The sequence below is a fragment of the Caballeronia sp. ATUFL_F1_KS4A genome (genome assembly GCF_023630905.1).
Taxonomy (GTDB): Bacteria; Pseudomonadota; Gammaproteobacteria; order Burkholderiales; family Burkholderiaceae; genus Caballeronia; species Caballeronia zhejiangensis.
Window position 1 is genome coordinate 30848 of record NZ_JALQEB010000047.1, and the last position, 14216, is coordinate 45063.

Annotated in this window: 17 protein-coding genes; 12 read left to right on the forward strand and 5 right to left on the reverse strand. The window is 63.1% G+C overall.

What is annotated here, in order from left to right:
• Positions 1-5 precede the first annotated feature (5 nt).
• A complete protein-coding gene (locus NCS03_RS30255; RefSeq protein ID WP_250522693.1) occupies positions 6-479 on the reverse strand; it encodes a hypothetical protein in 474 nt (157 codons plus the stop codon).
• Between the two features lie 353 nt (positions 480-832).
• Between NCS03_RS30255 and NCS03_RS30260 the strand changes: the two genes are divergently transcribed.
• Positions 833-1867 carry a methyl-accepting chemotaxis protein gene (locus tag NCS03_RS30260; RefSeq protein ID WP_008345706.1) on the forward strand — a complete coding sequence of 345 codons (1035 nt, stop codon included), beginning with the start codon at positions 833-835 and terminating at the stop codon, positions 1865-1867.
• 15 nt (positions 1868-1882) lie between these two features.
• Here NCS03_RS30260 and NCS03_RS30265 read toward each other — a convergent pair whose 3' ends face one another.
• Positions 1883-2845 (reverse strand): LysR family transcriptional regulator, encoded by a 963-nt coding sequence (locus tag NCS03_RS30265; RefSeq protein WP_250437872.1) that lies wholly within the window; start codon positions 2843-2845, stop codon positions 1883-1885.
• A gap of 118 nt (positions 2846-2963) precedes the next feature.
• Between NCS03_RS30265 and NCS03_RS30270 the strand changes: the two genes are divergently transcribed.
• On the forward strand, positions 2964-4130 hold the full coding sequence (locus NCS03_RS30270) for a mandelate racemase/muconate lactonizing enzyme family protein (protein ID WP_350029381.1): 1167 nt from the start codon (positions 2964-2966) through the stop codon (positions 4128-4130).
• Positions 4131-4162: 32 nt separating this feature from the next.
• On the opposite strand, the gene NCS03_RS30275 is transcribed toward NCS03_RS30270, so the two are convergent.
• The gene (locus NCS03_RS30275) at positions 4163-4384 is read right to left on the reverse strand and encodes a DUF2795 domain-containing protein (RefSeq protein WP_008345700.1); all 222 of its coding nucleotides are present in this window, start codon (positions 4382-4384) and stop codon (positions 4163-4165) included.
• Between the two features lie 124 nt (positions 4385-4508).
• Here NCS03_RS30275 and NCS03_RS30280 point away from each other — a divergent pair, with 124 nt between their 5' ends.
• The 8 genes from NCS03_RS30280 to NCS03_RS30315 all read left to right on the forward strand — a co-directional run bounded on the left by NCS03_RS30280 (position 4509) and on the right by NCS03_RS30315 (position 10551).
• The gene (locus NCS03_RS30280) at positions 4509-5054 is read left to right on the forward strand and encodes a DUF4142 domain-containing protein (protein WP_008345698.1); all 546 of its coding nucleotides are present in this window, start codon (positions 4509-4511) and stop codon (positions 5052-5054) included.
• A gap of 149 nt (positions 5055-5203) precedes the next feature.
• Positions 5204-6166, forward strand: a complete 963-nt coding sequence (locus NCS03_RS30285; RefSeq protein WP_250530445.1) for an alpha/beta fold hydrolase — start codon at positions 5204-5206, stop codon at positions 6164-6166.
• Positions 6167-6294: 128 nt separating this feature from the next.
• Positions 6295-6792, forward strand: a complete 498-nt coding sequence (locus tag NCS03_RS30290) for a YciE/YciF ferroxidase family protein (protein ID WP_250504472.1) — start codon at positions 6295-6297, stop codon at positions 6790-6792.
• A gap of 24 nt (positions 6793-6816) precedes the next feature.
• Positions 6817-7038: a hypothetical protein gene (locus NCS03_RS30295; protein ID WP_008345692.1), complete on the forward strand. Its 222-nt coding sequence runs from the start codon at positions 6817-6819 to the stop codon at positions 7036-7038.
• Between the two features lie 157 nt (positions 7039-7195).
• Positions 7196-7711 carry a CinA family protein gene (locus tag NCS03_RS30300; RefSeq protein ID WP_008345691.1) on the forward strand — a complete coding sequence of 172 codons (516 nt, stop codon included), beginning with the start codon at positions 7196-7198 and terminating at the stop codon, positions 7709-7711.
• Entirely contained in the window at positions 7708-8565 is an 858-nt protein-coding gene (gene nadE / locus NCS03_RS30305; RefSeq protein WP_250504474.1) for an NAD(+) synthase, read from the forward strand. The genes NCS03_RS30300 and nadE overlap by 4 nt, the downstream gene beginning before the upstream one ends.
• 8 nt (positions 8566-8573) lie before the next feature.
• Complete coding sequence (locus tag NCS03_RS30310; RefSeq protein ID WP_250530446.1) at positions 8574-9464, forward strand: MBL fold metallo-hydrolase; 891 nt, start codon at positions 8574-8576, stop codon at positions 9462-9464.
• A 55-nt stretch (positions 9465-9519) separates the two neighbouring features.
• A complete protein-coding gene (locus NCS03_RS30315; RefSeq protein WP_034471084.1) occupies positions 9520-10551 on the forward strand; it encodes an SDR family oxidoreductase in 1032 nt (343 codons plus the stop codon).
• A gap of 25 nt (positions 10552-10576) precedes the next feature.
• On the opposite strand, the gene NCS03_RS30320 is transcribed toward NCS03_RS30315, so the two are convergent.
• A complete protein-coding gene (locus tag NCS03_RS30320) occupies positions 10577-10768 on the reverse strand; it encodes a DUF2934 domain-containing protein (RefSeq protein WP_008345682.1) in 192 nt (63 codons plus the stop codon).
• 34 nt (positions 10769-10802) lie between these two features.
• Positions 10803-11147, reverse strand: a complete 345-nt coding sequence (locus tag NCS03_RS30325; protein ID WP_061164684.1) for an ElaB/YgaM/YqjD family protein — start codon at positions 11145-11147, stop codon at positions 10803-10805.
• A 171-nt stretch (positions 11148-11318) separates the two neighbouring features.
• Here NCS03_RS30325 and NCS03_RS30330 point away from each other — a divergent pair, with 171 nt between their 5' ends.
• Entirely contained in the window at positions 11319-11735 is a 417-nt protein-coding gene (locus NCS03_RS30330; RefSeq protein WP_250442213.1) for a hypothetical protein, read from the forward strand.
• 58 nt (positions 11736-11793) lie between these two features.
• Entirely contained in the window at positions 11794-14211 is a 2418-nt protein-coding gene (locus NCS03_RS30335; RefSeq protein WP_250522699.1) for a glucose/quinate/shikimate family membrane-bound PQQ-dependent dehydrogenase, read from the forward strand.
• Positions 14212-14216 lie beyond the last annotated feature (5 nt).

The following is a 14216-nucleotide window of genomic DNA, read 5'->3' on the forward strand; positions in this document are numbered from 1 at the left end:
TTCGCTCACTTCTTCGGCAGGGCCAGTTGCGCGACGACGGCATCGGCGAGGTGCGCGGCTTGTGCGCGATCGAGACGCAGGCGCGAGCCGGCCGCGATCACATGGCGATGGACTTCGCCCAACTGTTCGGGGCTCAGGATCGCGACGGCTTCGGGTTCTTCGCCCCGGAACATCTTCCGCACGCGCGCGGACACTTCTTCGCCGATGGCCGTTTCCGCCGCCTTGAGCGCGATGCCGCCGAGGATCGGCATGATCTCCGACACGACCTGAAGCACGAGCGGCGTGAAGAGGATCGAGAACGATTCGGCGCCGAAGCCGAGCGCGGCATCGCGATTTTTCGATGCCCTCATCGCGGCGTCCGGATCGGCAAACCACGCCGCGCTCGCCGCCGCGAAAAGCGGCAGCTCGTTCGGCGCGAGCTGCATCAGGACATTGCGGGACAAGTCCCGGATCAGATCGTGTTCGGCGGTCGAGTCCATGTGTTGTCTGAACGCGTGGCTGCGTCTTCGCGTGTGGAAGAAAAGTGTTCGTCGTTAAGGACGAAGCAGCGCATCCGGTTCTGAACCGTTGCGGTCAACACTTCTGAACAAAATGTGCGCTACCGCACGTTTCGCCGCCTTTCAGTTTGTTTTTACGATTGAAGCCCGTTCGCTGATAACACGACTAGCGCGACTGACGCGGCTCGAAACAGGGCATGTTTTCGCTTCACTGGTGCTCGGTGAAAGCACGCGTCACTTCACAAACGTTTGCTTCGTAAAAGCTCAATCGTCAGACAAACAGGCGCGAACCTTGCATTGATCGGGATACAAAACCGACCCTACGAAGAAGCCACATGTCCAATCCGCAAGCGATCGTCGATCTGACACATGAAGTCAAACGCCTCGCCTCGGGCAAGATCAGCGACATCAACGATATCAACCGCGAGACCACCTTCCTGGCACTGAACGCGCTGATCGAAGCTGCCCGCGCCGGCGATGCGGGCAAGGGCTTCGCTGTCGTCGCCAAGCAGGTGAAGCATGTATCGACACGCATCTCCGACATCACGGCCGGCCTCAACAAAGAGCTTGCCGGATCGCTTGCGACGCTCACGGAACTCGGCGACAGCATGATCGAGCGGATGCGATCGCTCGACGGTCAGCGGTACACGGACCTTGCGTTGAACATGATCGACATCATCGACCGCAACCTGTACGAGCGCTCCTGCGACGTGCGCTGGTGGGCGACGGACTCGGCATTGGTCGGATGTCTCGCCGATGAGCGCGCGGCGGCGCGCGATCATGCCTGCAGCCGCCTCAAGGTCATCCTGGATAGCTACACGGTTTATCGGGATCTCTGGGTCGTCGATGCGAACGGCGTGGTCGTGGCGAACGGACGTCACTCGACTTACGCGGTGCGCGGGCAGAACGTGGCGGGCGCGGAGTGGTACAAGGCCGCAATGAAGACGGCGTCGGGCGCGCAGTACGTGGCCTCGGATGTCGAGACAGTCGCGCCGCTCGACAACGCACAGGTCGCGACGTATTCGACGGCGATTCGCGAGGGCGGCGCGCCGGATGGTCGCGTGCTCGGAGCGCTCATCATCTTCTTCGACTGGGCGCCTCAAGCCGAGACCGTCGTCAAAGGCGTTCGCCTGAGCAACGAAGAGTGGGCGCGCTCGCGCTGTCTGATCCTGGATTCGTCGTTTCGGGTGATCGCCGCGTCGGACGGCAAGGGCATCCTCAACGAGCGCTTTCGCTTGCAGACGGGCGGCAAGGAATCGGGCTTCTACCGCGATGCCGGCGGTGCAGTCGTATCGTTTGCAGCGACGCCCGGTTACGAGACCTATCGCGGTCTGGGCTGGTACGGCGTCATCTGCCAGATGCCGGCATGAGACATCGGCGGCCGCTCAACGGCGCGGACTTCGCTTCTTGCGCTCGCGAAGTTCGCTGCCTGTATCGACCGGCGTGAAGGGCGCCTGAAACCGGCTGACCAGGAAATCGATGAACGCGCGCGCGCGAGCAGTCTGATTCTTCTGCCGCGGATAGTAGACGAAGAGATCGGCCGAGGGCAGCACGGTGTTCGGCATCACGAGATTGAGCCTTCCGCTTTGCACGTACTTCGCGAGATCCCATTCCGAGCGGATCAGAATGCCGTGTCCGTCGAGCGCCCAGCGAAGCACGATATCGCCGTCATTGCTCGACAGCGCGCCCTTGACCTTGATCGCCTCGATGTGGTCATTGACGATATAGCGCCACACGCCGTAGGCATCGTCGTTCTGTCGATGAATGATGCAGCGATGCCGAGCCAGTTCTTCGACGCGCTCCGGCGTGCCGTATTTCTCGAGATATTTCGGCGACGCGCATAAGAACCGCCGGTTGCTCATGATTCGCCGCGCACTGAGCCGGCTGTCCGGAAGATCGCCGAAGCGTATCGCCAGATCGAACGCGCCTTCGATCAGATCGACAGGACGGTCCGTTACTTCGAACTGGACTTCGACGCCCGGATAGCGCTTCGCGAATTCCGAAACGATCGGGGCGATGGTCGTCCGGCCGAATCCGAGCGTTGCATTGATGCGCAACGGGCCTTGCGGATCGCGGCTCGCGACCGATAACGCCTCTTCCATCTCACGCACCTGTCCGACGATGTGAGTCGCGTAGCGCAGATACGTTTCCCCTTCAGGCGTGAGGCTGACGCTGCGGGTCGTCCGGTTGACGAGGCGCACGCCGAGCCTTTGCTCGATGACGCCAAGCCGCTTGGTCGCGGCGGGCGGAGACAGATCGAGCGCACGCGCCGCCCCCGACAAACTCCTGAGCTTCGCAAGCAGGATAAAGAACTCGAAGTCGGTCGCGGTCTGCGTTTCGGTATTCACCGGATGTGAATAATGATGTGAACGGAAGTGCAGTTTAGCAGCGTTCGTCGCGGGTAAGCTACGTTCCACGTTGCAGCCGCCGGGTTGCAATACCTGCCAAGACCCTGGAGACATTGCCGTGAGAATCGTCGAAATCCGCGAGAAGACCGTACCGATCAGCTCACCCATCCGTAACGCCTACATCGACTTCAGCAAGATGACGTTGAGCGTGGTTGCCGTCATCACCGATGTCATGCGCGATGGCGAGCCGGTCGTCGGCTACGGCTTCAACTCGAACGGCCGCTACGGCCAGGGCACGCTGATGCGCGAGCGCTTCATTCCGCGCATCCTCGAAGCCGATCCCGCTTCGCTCATGAACGACGCAGGCGACAATCTCGACCCGCACAAGATCTGGGCGACGATGTTCACGAACGAGAAGCCGGGCGGTCATGGCGAACGCTCGGTCGCCATCGGCACGATCGACATGGCGATCTGGGACGCGGTCGCGAAAATCGAGGGCAAGCCGCTATTTCAACTGCTCGCCGACCGCTATGGCGACGGTGAGCCGGACCGCAGGATTTTCGTGTACGCGGCGGGCGGTTACTACTATCCGGGCCAAGATCACGAAAAGCTCAAGGACGAGATGCGCAGCTACATCGATCGGGGTTATACGGTCGTGAAGAAGAAGATCGGCGGAGCATCGCTCGATGAAGACCTGCGCCGTATCGACTCCATCCTGAGCGTGCTGCAGGACGGCCAAAAGCTCGCAGTCGATGCAAACGGCCGCTCCGACCTCGACACGGCCATTCGCTATGCGAAGGCGCTCTCGCAATACGACCTCTTCTGGTACGAAGAGCCGGGCGACCCGCTCGACTTCGGACTGCAAGCCACGCTGCGCAACTACTATGCCAATCCGATGGCCACGGGCGAAGACCTGTTCTCGATGCAGGACGCTCGCAATCTCATCCGTTACGGCGGCATGCGTGCCGACCGCGACTGGCTTCAGTTCGACTGCGCGCTGAGTTACGGTCTCGTCGAATATCTGCGCACGCTCGACATGCTGCGCGAGCACGGCTGGTCTCCGAGCCGATGCATCCCGCACGGCGGCCATCAGATGTCGCTGAACATCGCGGCGGGCTTGGGTCTCGGCGGCAACGAGTCGTATCCGGACCTGTTCCAGCCATACGGCGGCTTCCCCGACGGCGTCAAGGTCGAGAACGGCTACATCACGATGCCGGACCTGCCGGGCATCGGCTTCGAAGGCAAGTCCGATCTCATCGTCGAGATGAAGAAGCTGCTTACCTGAGCGGCAATGCGCTGCGCGCGCCGTCTACCGACTCAGCCTTCTTCCTGACCGACTGCCTTCGACACTTCCGCGGGCGTCTGAAACTGCTGATCCGGCAACGCATCGAGCGCGGACATCACGTCTTCGCTTGCGCCGTTGCTGCGCGCGGTTTCGACGAGCGTCTGCTTGTCGGCGGGATAGTCGACGCCCTTCAAGGCTTTCTGCATGTCGATGAACACGCTGTTGGAACCGCCGGAGGATGAGTTGCTTGCCATGATTCGCTCCCTTGATCGATGAATCATGGGCTTCGACAGCAGCCGTTGTGCCTGTCCAGCGCGGGGCACGGCATCGCAATTGCTGACATATGCCGCGAATCGACCATTTACTCAGGAGGCTTCCATGAAGGCACATTCGGCTCTCGTTACACTCGTCGCGGCAGGTTTCATCGGCGCGGCGCCTATCACCGTGCTGGCACAGACGCAGGCAGCGAGCACCACCCAGGCCAACGACCTGCCGGCGGTGGACAAGGCTTTCGTACAGGCCGCCAGCGAATCGAGCTCGACCGAGATCGACACGGCCAAGCTGGCGACCAGCCAGTCGCAGGACAAGGACGTGAAAAGCTTCGCGCATCACATGATGATCGATCATACGAAGCTGACGATGCAGCTGAAGATGGCGGCGCCGCATGGCGTCGAAGTGCCGAAGGACAATTCGGACACGACGGTTATCGATGCGCTCAAGCCGCTCAAGGGCAAGGAATTCGACACCATGTACATTCAGAAGGTCGGCGTCGAAGGGCATCAGAAGGCCGTCGCCGCTTTCCAGAAGGAAGCGCAGGAAGGCCAGAACGCAGACCTCAAGAAGGCGGCGCAGAAGGCGCTGCCGACCATCCAGAAGCACCTGAAGATGGCGCAGGATCTCGCCGCGAAGAAGGGCGTGCAATAAGCCCGGCTGACGGTTTCGGAGCACCGAAGCCGAAGCGATGGACGAAGCCCCGCGCGGAACCACGCGGGGCTGCTTTTTCTTGCGGGCTCGCTGGCGCGTCTACGAGGCAGCGCGGGTTCGCCGGATTCATCAGACCGAACGGGTAACGCATGTCAGATACACGAACCGGATCCCTGCTCTCGCGCTGCGCGATAGCCGGCGGCGCGGCTGTCGCGTCGATCGGTCTTGCCGCATGGACGGCCATGCGAGCGCGGCGCGCGGAACGCGACTTTCCGCCCACGGGCCAATTCATCGATGTCGATGGCGTGCGCCTCCACTATCTCGACGAAGGAGAAGGCCCGGTCGTCGTCCTGCTGCATGGCAATCTGGTCGCGTCGCAAGACTTCGTGGCGAGCGGATTGTTCGAGCGGCTCGCCCGGCGTCACCGCGTAATCGCCTTCGATCGTCCCGGCTTCGGGCACAGCGAGCGGCCGCGCGAGCGCATCTGGACGCCGCAGGCCCAGGCCACGTCGATCCAGCTTGCGCTTAAAAGGCTGGGACTGACGCAAGCGGTGGTCGTCGGTCATTCGCTCGGCAGTCTCGTCGCAGCGGCGATGGCGCTCGAACCACGTCTGGACATTCGCGGACTCACGCTGATCTCGGGTTACTACTATCCCACTGCGCGCGCGGACGTTGCGATCAGCGCGCCCGCGGCCATGCCGATCGTCGGCGATGTGCTGCGCTACACCGTGTCGCCGATCGTCGCTCGCATGATGTACGGCCGCACGGTGCAGGCCATGTTCGCGCCGCGCGCCGTACCCGATGCCTTTCACGGCCATGTACCGCGCGAACTGGTCTTGCGCCCGTCGCAGATGCGCGCGACGGCAGAGGACGCCGCTTGCATGATTCCGGCCGCGGCATCGATGTCCGGGCGATACGGCGAGATCGACGTGCCGGTTCGCATTTTTGCCGGCAGCGACGACGCAATCGTCGATACGGACTCGCAGTCGGGCCGTCTTTACAAGGACATCGCACAAAGCGCGCTTTCGATCATGCCGGGCCTCGGGCACATGGTGCATTACGACGACGCGGGCCGCATCGGCGACGCCATCGAGACGATGGCGCTCGAATAGCCGCGACTGCGCATCCAGAACCGTTAGGCAAGCTGATCAAGATTGCACGGCACGCGAATTGCGCGGAAAGAAGCGGGCGCCGGTCGAGCCGGCGCGTCCCATCAACCCGATCCCGAACCGGAGGCATCATGGCATCGAAAACGTTGCAGGACCTTTTCATTCATGCACTTTCCGACGTGTACAGCGCCGAGAAGCAACTGACGAGAGCGCTGCCGAAGCTCGCACGGGCGACGACCAACGCGCAACTGAAGCAGGCGTTCGAGACGCATCTGGAGGAAACGAACGGGCAGATCGAGCGCATCGATCAGGTGGTCGAACTCTTCGGCGTCAAGTTGAAGCGCATCAAATGTGCGGCGATGGAAGGTCTCGTCGAGGAAGCGCAGGACGAAATCGAAACCTTCGAGCAGGGCCCGATTCGCGACGCCGCGTTGATCGCCGCCGCGCAAAAGGTCGAGCACTACGAGATCGCGACCTACGGCACGCTGGCGACGCTCGCGAAGCAACTCGGCAACGAGGACGCGATGAAACTTTTGCTCGATACCTTGCAGGAAGAGAAGGCCACGGACGAGAAACTGACCCAGCTCGCGAAGACGCAACTCGCCGAGGAAGTGCAGCAGAAGGGCTGAAATTCGTTCACTCTGGAGATGAAGATGGCAGGCGACAATTCATACAAGCCGGGCGAGATCGTGAAGGTCTCGGGTATCTACTCGGTGGTCCACGATGACGGCAAGGACACGTTCGAAGTGACCTGCGTGGAAGGCGAGCACTTTCCGCCCACCCGGAGCGGAAAAGGCGCGCACTTCGAGCTCAAGTACGGCGCCACGCATGCTCACAAGCATGGAAATCTCAAAGGAACGGAAGCCCGGTCCTGATCGACGCCTTGCCGTAAGCGCGACATCGACGCACGCCGACAGGGTTCGGCGTGCGTCGTTTTCTTTGCGGCTGTCACACGACATGCCGGGCTCCCGCAGTGGCATATGAACTGCTAACAGCATCGCAACAGACCAGAACCTTTCGGAAGGCCGAATCATGGACATTCCCCGTCAGGCCGTGTCATTCCTCACCTCGCGCGGACTCATGCTCGCGACAGCCGAATCGTGTACCGGCGGATTCATCGCCTCGCTGGTGTCGTCGGTGCCCGGCAGCGGAAGCTGTCTCGACGTGGGCTTCGTCACGTACTCGCCGACTGGCAAGGCCGGCTTCCTCGGCGTGCGCGAGGACACCATGCAGCAGCATGGGCTGACGAGCGAAGCCGTCGCGCGCGAGATGTCGGAGGGCGCGCTGCGGCAGGAAGCATGTTGCGCGCAGATCGCGGTATCGAATACGGGCGTCGCCGATGCGGTGCCCGACGGACCGCCATCGGGTACGCAGTGCTTCGCGTGGTCGTATCGTGCGCGCGATGGCACCATCGTCACCTTCAGCGAGACGAAGAAATTCGAAGGCGAACGCAACGATGTCCGGCGCGAAGCGGCGCTTTATGCGCTATCGCGCATCGAACACTACTTCGATCAGCAGCACGCACAGCGAGTCAGGGAGAAACGATGAACGAGCACGCTACCGATTGGCGCAGCTGGCAGGCAGCCGTGATTCGCGAACTAGGTGTCGCGAGCGGTTTCGACGTCGAAGCCGAGCGCGAGCGGCGCATCGACTTTCTTTGCGGCTATCTCTCATCGCAGGGACTTCGCACTTACGTACTGGGGATCAGCGGCGGCGTGGATTCGTCGACGGCGGGGCGCCTCGCGCAACTGAGCGTCGAACGTCTTCGCGCGAGCGGTTATGACGCGCACTTCGTCGCGCTGAGACTGCCCTATGGCACGCAGCGCGATGAGGAAGACGCCCGGCTCGCGCTCGATTTCATACGTCCGGACGAAACGCTGACCGTCAACGTCAAGGGCCCATCCGACGCCATGCTCGCGGCGCTCAAAGAGGGTGGCGCGCAGTACACGGACGACTTCCAGGAAGACTTCGTGCTCGGCAACATCAAGGCGCGCGAGCGCATGATCGCGCAGTACGCCGTTGCGGGCGCGCGGGTGGGCGTCGTCATCGGCACCGATCACGCGGCCGAATCGCTGATGGGATTCTTCACGAAGTTCGGCGACGGCGGCGCGGACGTGCTGCCCTTGTCGGGTCTGAACAAGCGCCGTGTGCGTGCGCTTGCGCGTTCGATGGGCGCGGTGGATCGCCTCGTGATGAAAGTGCCGACAGCCGATCTCGAATCGCTTACGCCGCAACGCCCCGACGAGGATAGCTATGGCGTGAGCTATGAAGACATCGACAACTTTCTGGAGGGCAAGGAAGTCAGCGAAGAAGTGCTGCTGACCATTCGCCGCTTCTATACGGCGACGCGCCACAAGCGCGCGCTGCCGGTCGAAGTGCCGCGCGAAGACCGCTCTGCTTGAGGCATGGCGTGCGTGTTCATCACCTCAACTGCATATCGAGTTGTCCGCTCGGCGGCAAGATCTTCGATGGCCGCACGCCCGGCCTTCTGCGCCGGGGCGAACTGACGTGCCATTGCCTGCTCGTCGAAACGGGCGAAGGGCTCGTTCTGATCGATACAGGCTTCGGATTGCGCGATGTCGCCGATCCGCGCAGCCGCCTGTCGGCGTTCTTCCTGCTGATGCTCAAGCCGGACTTTCGCGAGGAGATGACCGCGCTACGCCAGATCGAACGGCTGGGCTTTTCGGCCAGCGACGTGCGGCATATCGTGCTCAGTCATCTCGACTTCGATCATGCGGGCGGCCTCGATGATTTCCCGCACGCGAAGGTGCATATGCTGCGCATCGAGCGCGACTATGCGGTGCGTCAGCAGACGTGGCTCGATCGGCAGCGCTTCAGACCTCAACAATGGTCGACGCAGCCGAACTGGCAACTTCACGACGCCACCGCCGGCGACCGCTGGCATGGCTTCGAATGCGTGCGGCCGCTCTCGGATTCGTTGGACGATATCGCACTCGTGCCGCTCAGAGGACACACCTTCGGTCATGCGGGCATCGCGGTACGCAAGGAAAACGGTTGGCTGCTGCTGGCGGCCGACGCGTATTTCTTTCATACGGAGATGGATCTCGAACATCCGCGCTGTACACCGGGACTGGCGTTCTATCAATGGATGATGGAAAAGGACCGCGCGGCGCGGCTAAGGAATCAGGCGAGGCTGCGTGAGCTGTGCGCCAGCGTCGATTCGCGCGGCAAGCTCGACGTGTTTTGCAGCCACGACCCGATCGAATTCGAGCGCATGGCCGGACGATCGGCGGGCATTCCGGCCGACGCTTTCATACGGCCCGCGCGCTCGTGGGCGTAACGCGGCATGTCGCATGCTCTCCCGGTTTGGTCCAACCATAACCGGCGAGATCATCATGCGAGTACAGCTCAAACCACTCAGCGAACAAGTGATCGTCATCACGGGGGCGACGAGCGGTATCGGTCTCGTCACCGCGAGAATGGCGGCGAAGCGCGGCGCGCGCCTCATGCTCGTGGCGCGCGACGAAGCGGCGCTCAAGGCGCTGTCGGACGAGTTATCGCACGGTGACACCCAGCGAGCGGCTTACGCCGTTGCGGACGTGGGCGACGCGGCACAGTTGCAGGCCGCAGCCGATGCGGCCATCGCGCGATTCGGGCGCTTCGATACATGGATCAACAATGCGGGCGTATCGCTCTATGGCCGATGTACCGACGTCCCGCTCGAAGACCAGCGCAAGCTCTTCGATACGAATTTCTGGGGCATCGTGAACGGCTCGCTCAGTGCGTTGAAGCATCTGCGCGAGCATGGCGGCGCTTTGATCAATCTCGGCAGTGAACTGTCGGATGTCGCCATTCCGCTGCAAGGGGCATATGTCGCGTCGAAACATGCGGTGAAGGGCTATACCGATGCGTTGCGCATCGAGCTGGAAAACGATCGTGCGCCGGTGTCCGTCACGCTCATCAAGCCTGCGGGAATCGACACGCTCTTCGTCGAGCACGCGCGAAACTATCTCACGCACGAGCCGAAGCTGCCGCAACCGGTTTATGCGCCCGAGGTGGTCGCTAAAGCGATATTGCATTGCGCCGAGGTGCCCGAGCGCGATGTCCATGTCGGTGGGGCGTCGCGCGCGATGGCGTCGTTCGGCCAGCGCGCACCGCGACTGTATGACAGGCTGGTCAGTCTCGTCGGCGTGAAGGCGCAACTCACGCGGCAGCCTCATGGCGAAGGCGACGCGTTGTATGAAGGGGCGGGCAGTCTGCGCGAACGGTCGGGCCGCAACGGCAAGGTGCGCGAGCGAAGCCTTTACACCGATGCGCGCATCGATCCGCCCGGCATGCGCGGCGTGGCGATGGGCGTCGCCGCCTTGCTGCTGCTCGACGCCGGCCGCCGCTATCTTCGGGCGACGCGCAAACCGAGGTTCGAGTAAGCGCGTCGTCGAGTCATCTTCGAGATCAGCGAGAGGACGGCGATGCGCCGGCGGGCTCGCCTCCCGGCAATTCGTTGCCGCCCATGCCAGGCTCGGTCGCCAGTTGCTGCTGCGCGATGATCCAGAACTCGTCCGAGCGGCCTTCAGGGCCGCCCGCTTCTTCCCAAAGCCGATAAGCGAGTGCCCGAATCTGTTCTTCGCTAGCCGGGACGTCCATGATGCTTTCCTCCTTTTCAGCGAACGAGCGATGCTCAGCGCGCGGCGAGCATGCCCACGACCACGCCGACCAGCGCGGCCATCGTGATCGCCTTCCACGGATTCTCGTGCACGAAGTCGTCGGTCGTATCGGCGGCGGCGCGGTACTTTCGGGTCATCGCGTCTTGCATGTCGGCGAACCGGGCCTTCGCATCGGAGCGCAGATTGCTCGTCGACGTTGCATCGTTGCCTGCATCCCATGACTTCGATGCTTCGCGAAAGCTGCTGTGGTCTCCATTCGAGGATGTCATGTTGTCGCTCGTCGGGAATTCATAGGCGCTGTCGGCTCTTTCGGTCTTGATAGCGTTGACGGGTTCGAGCGCGCGGTCGTTGTCAGCCATGCTTGCCTCCACTGGAAATCGTTTGAATGCGATGAAGTCGCGGTGCGCGTCGAGAGACGCGCATGTGCGTGGCGCAATCGGCGTGCCGTCCTGACGAAACGAAAGTCCCGCGTGTATGGCATACCCGTTGCTCCATGATTCGCCGACTTTCATCGCTAATGGAGCGTACAAATGTTTCCCGTTCTGATGCAGCCTTTCTTCTCCGTCGCGCGCACGAATCTCGAGACGGGCTTGCGCGCCGCTTCCAGTTTTGCGGTCGGTTTCCGGCAACTCGGAGAACTGAACGAAAAGACGATGCAATCCGCGCTCGCCGATGTGCGCGTTCAGTGGGGCGCGCCGCAGGCCAGCGAAGCGCAGCCTGCATTGCCGGTCGCGTTCCTGTCGTACGCAAGCGATCTGCTGTCGATCATCGCCGCGACAGCCGCCGATGTCATCGATGCAATAGGCGCCACGTCATCGCAGCCGGACCCGGGCGCGCCGAAACTCGTGCTCGCGGAATCGATCGAGCCGCCGGCATCGGTGAGCGCATCGGGCGAGACCGCAATCGTCGACGCGACCGGCGCGGTCGTGGCCCACGTCCCCAAGTAAAGCAAACGACAGGCACGACGACTGCTGCGTTGCCGGCAACGCATCCTTTTTCCATCGAATGAACACATCCTCCTCGCCGCCGCCCGCGCGGCATCGTTCGCCTTCGTCCGTGCCGAAGTGGATCACGATCGTCTTTCTCGTTCTGTCGGGGCTTTACATGGCCATCGGCGGCGGATGGCTGATCGCGGTGGGCGGCTCGCCATACTACGTGGTCGCCGGCGTGGCGATGCTCGTGATCGCGTGGCTCGTCTGGCGCGCCAACGGCCTCGCGCTGTGGCTCTACGCGGCGCTGTTGCTCGGCACGCTGATATGGGCGATCGTCGAGTCGGGCTTCGACTTCTGGGCGCTCGCGCCGCGTCTCGATGTGCTTGTCATCGTCGGCATATGGATGGTGCTGCCGTTCGTGCTGCGCATCTTTACGTGGCCCCGGCAGTCCGGCGCACTCGCGCTCGGTGCGACCATCGTGCTGTCGGGCATCGCGCTCGCATATGCGGTGTTCAACGATCCGCAGGAGCTGGACGGCACGGTGCGCGCGGCGCCGTCGGCTGCCGCCACTGCGCCCGCGCAGCAAGATGGCGACTGGCGCGCTTACGGCAATACGCAGACCGGCACGCGCTATTCGCAACTCGCGCAGATCAACGCGGGCAACGCGCACGAACTGAAGGAAGCCTGGCGCTTTCGCACGGGCGACATGAAAGGCCCGAACGATCCGGTCGAGATCACCGATGAAGTGACGCCGCTCGCCATCGACGGCACGCTCTTCTTCTGCACGCCGCATCAGAATGCGATCGCGCTCGATGGCGCCACGGGCAAGGAGAAATGGCGCTTCGATCCGAAGCTCAAGCCCGATCCGAGTTTTCAGCACGTGACTTGCCGCGGCGTGTCGTACTACGAGACGCCCGCCGCCGAGCAGGCGCGCGCCGCCGGCAACACGACGAATCTGCCGATGTGCGCGCGCCGCATCGTGTTGCCCGTCAACGATGGGCGTCTCTTCGAACTCGACGCCGCGAGCGGGAAGCCGTGCCCCGAGTTCGCGACGAACGGCGTGCTCGATCTTCAGCATCTGCAGCCGGTCAAGACGCCCGGCCAGTACGAGCCGACGTCGCCGCCGATCGTCACGTCGAAAGTGATCGTCGTCGCGGGCGCGGTCACGGACAACTACGGCACGCGCGAGCCGTCGGGCGTGATCCGCGGCTTCGACGTGAACACCGGCAAGCTGCTGTGGGCCTTCGATCCCGGCGCGCACGACCCGAACGCGATCCCCGACGATCAACATAGCTACACGCAGAACTCGCCGAACTCGTGGGCGCCCGCTGCCTACGATGCGAAGCTCGATCTCGTCTATCTGCCGATGGGCGTGACGACCCCCGATATATGGGGCGGCAACCGCACGCCCGATCAGGAGCGCTATGCGAGCGGGCTGCTCGCGCTCAACGCATCGACGGGCAAGCTCGCGTGGTTCTATCAGACCGTGCATCACGATCTCTGGGACATGGACCTGCCCGCGCAGCCGACCATCGCGGATATCAGGGATCAGAGCGGCAACATCGTTCCGGCGATCTACGCACCGGCTAAGACCGGCAACATCTTCGTGCTCGACCGTCGCACCGGCAAGCCGATCGTGCCCGCGCCCGAGCAGCCGGTCCCGCAAGGCGCGGCGAAGGGCGATCGCCTCTCGCCGACGCAACCGTTCTCGCAGCTCACTTTCCGGCCCGCAAAGAACCTGACCGACGCGGACATGTGGGGCGCGACGATGTACGACCAGCTCATGTGCCGCGTGATCTTTCATCGGCTGAAGTACGAAGGGCCGTTCACGCCGCCGTCCGAGCAGGGCACGCTCGTGTTCCCCGGCAATCTCGGCATGTTCGAATGGGGCGGGCTCGCCGTCGATACGGACCGACGCATCGCAATCGCCAATCCGATCGCGCTGCCGTTCGTCTCGAAGCTCGTGCCGCGCGGCCCCGGCAATCCGATCGATCCGCCGCAAGCGGGCCAGGCGGGCACCGGCACCGAAGTCGGCATTCAGCCGCAATACGGCGTGCCGTATGGCGTGGAGCTGAATCCTTTCCTGTCTCCGCTGCGTCTGCCTTGCAAGCAACCCGCGTGGGGTTATGTCGCCGCGCTCGATCTCGACACGAACAAGGTGATCTGGAAGAAACGCATCGGCACGACGCGCGATGCATCGCCGATTCCGGTTCCGTTCCGCATGGGTATGCCGATGCTGGGCGGACCGATGACGACCGCCGGGCACGTCTTCTTCATCGGCGCGACGCAGGACGATTACCTGCGCGCCTTCAGCACCGACACCGGTGAAAAGCTCTGGGAAGCGCGTTTGCCCGCCGGCGGCCAAGCCACCCCGATGACCTACGAAGCGAACGGCAAGCAGTACGTGCTGATCGCGGCGGGCGGTCACGGCTCGTTTCTGACGAAGCTCGGCGATTACGTGATCGCGTATGCGCTGCCGGACAAGCATTGACCGCG

Excerpts from the sequence above, each read along its gene's own strand:
- NCS03_RS30255 (WP_250522693.1), bottom strand. The coding sequence starts at position 479 with ATGGACTCGACCGCCGAACACGATCTGATCCGGGACTTGTCCCGCAAT.
- NCS03_RS30260 (WP_008345706.1), top strand. The coding sequence starts at position 833 with ATGTCCAATCCGCAAGCGATCGTCGATCTGACACATGAAGTCAAACGC.
- NCS03_RS30275 (WP_008345700.1), bottom strand. The coding sequence starts at position 4,384 with ATGGCAAGCAACTCATCCTCCGGCGGTTCCAACAGCGTGTTCATCGAC.
- NCS03_RS30280 (WP_008345698.1), top strand. The coding sequence starts at position 4,509 with ATGAAGGCACATTCGGCTCTCGTTACACTCGTCGCGGCAGGTTTCATC.
- NCS03_RS30285 (WP_250530445.1), top strand. The coding sequence starts at position 5,204 with ATGTCAGATACACGAACCGGATCCCTGCTCTCGCGCTGCGCGATAGCC.
- NCS03_RS30290 (WP_250504472.1), top strand. The coding sequence starts at position 6,295 with ATGGCATCGAAAACGTTGCAGGACCTTTTCATTCATGCACTTTCCGAC.
- NCS03_RS30295 (WP_008345692.1), top strand. The coding sequence starts at position 6,817 with ATGGCAGGCGACAATTCATACAAGCCGGGCGAGATCGTGAAGGTCTCG.
- NCS03_RS30300 (WP_008345691.1), top strand. The coding sequence starts at position 7,196 with ATGGACATTCCCCGTCAGGCCGTGTCATTCCTCACCTCGCGCGGACTC.
- nadE (WP_250504474.1), top strand. The coding sequence starts at position 7,708 with ATGAACGAGCACGCTACCGATTGGCGCAGCTGGCAGGCAGCCGTGATT.
- NCS03_RS30315 (WP_034471084.1), top strand. The coding sequence starts at position 9,520 with ATGCGAGTACAGCTCAAACCACTCAGCGAACAAGTGATCGTCATCACG.
- NCS03_RS30320 (WP_008345682.1), bottom strand. The coding sequence starts at position 10,768 with ATGGACGTCCCGGCTAGCGAAGAACAGATTCGGGCACTCGCTTATCGG.
- NCS03_RS30325 (WP_061164684.1), bottom strand. The coding sequence starts at position 11,147 with ATGGCTGACAACGACCGCGCGCTCGAACCCGTCAACGCTATCAAGACC.
- NCS03_RS30330 (WP_250442213.1), top strand. The coding sequence starts at position 11,319 with ATGTTTCCCGTTCTGATGCAGCCTTTCTTCTCCGTCGCGCGCACGAAT.
- NCS03_RS30335 (WP_250522699.1), top strand. The coding sequence starts at position 11,794 with ATGAACACATCCTCCTCGCCGCCGCCCGCGCGGCATCGTTCGCCTTCG.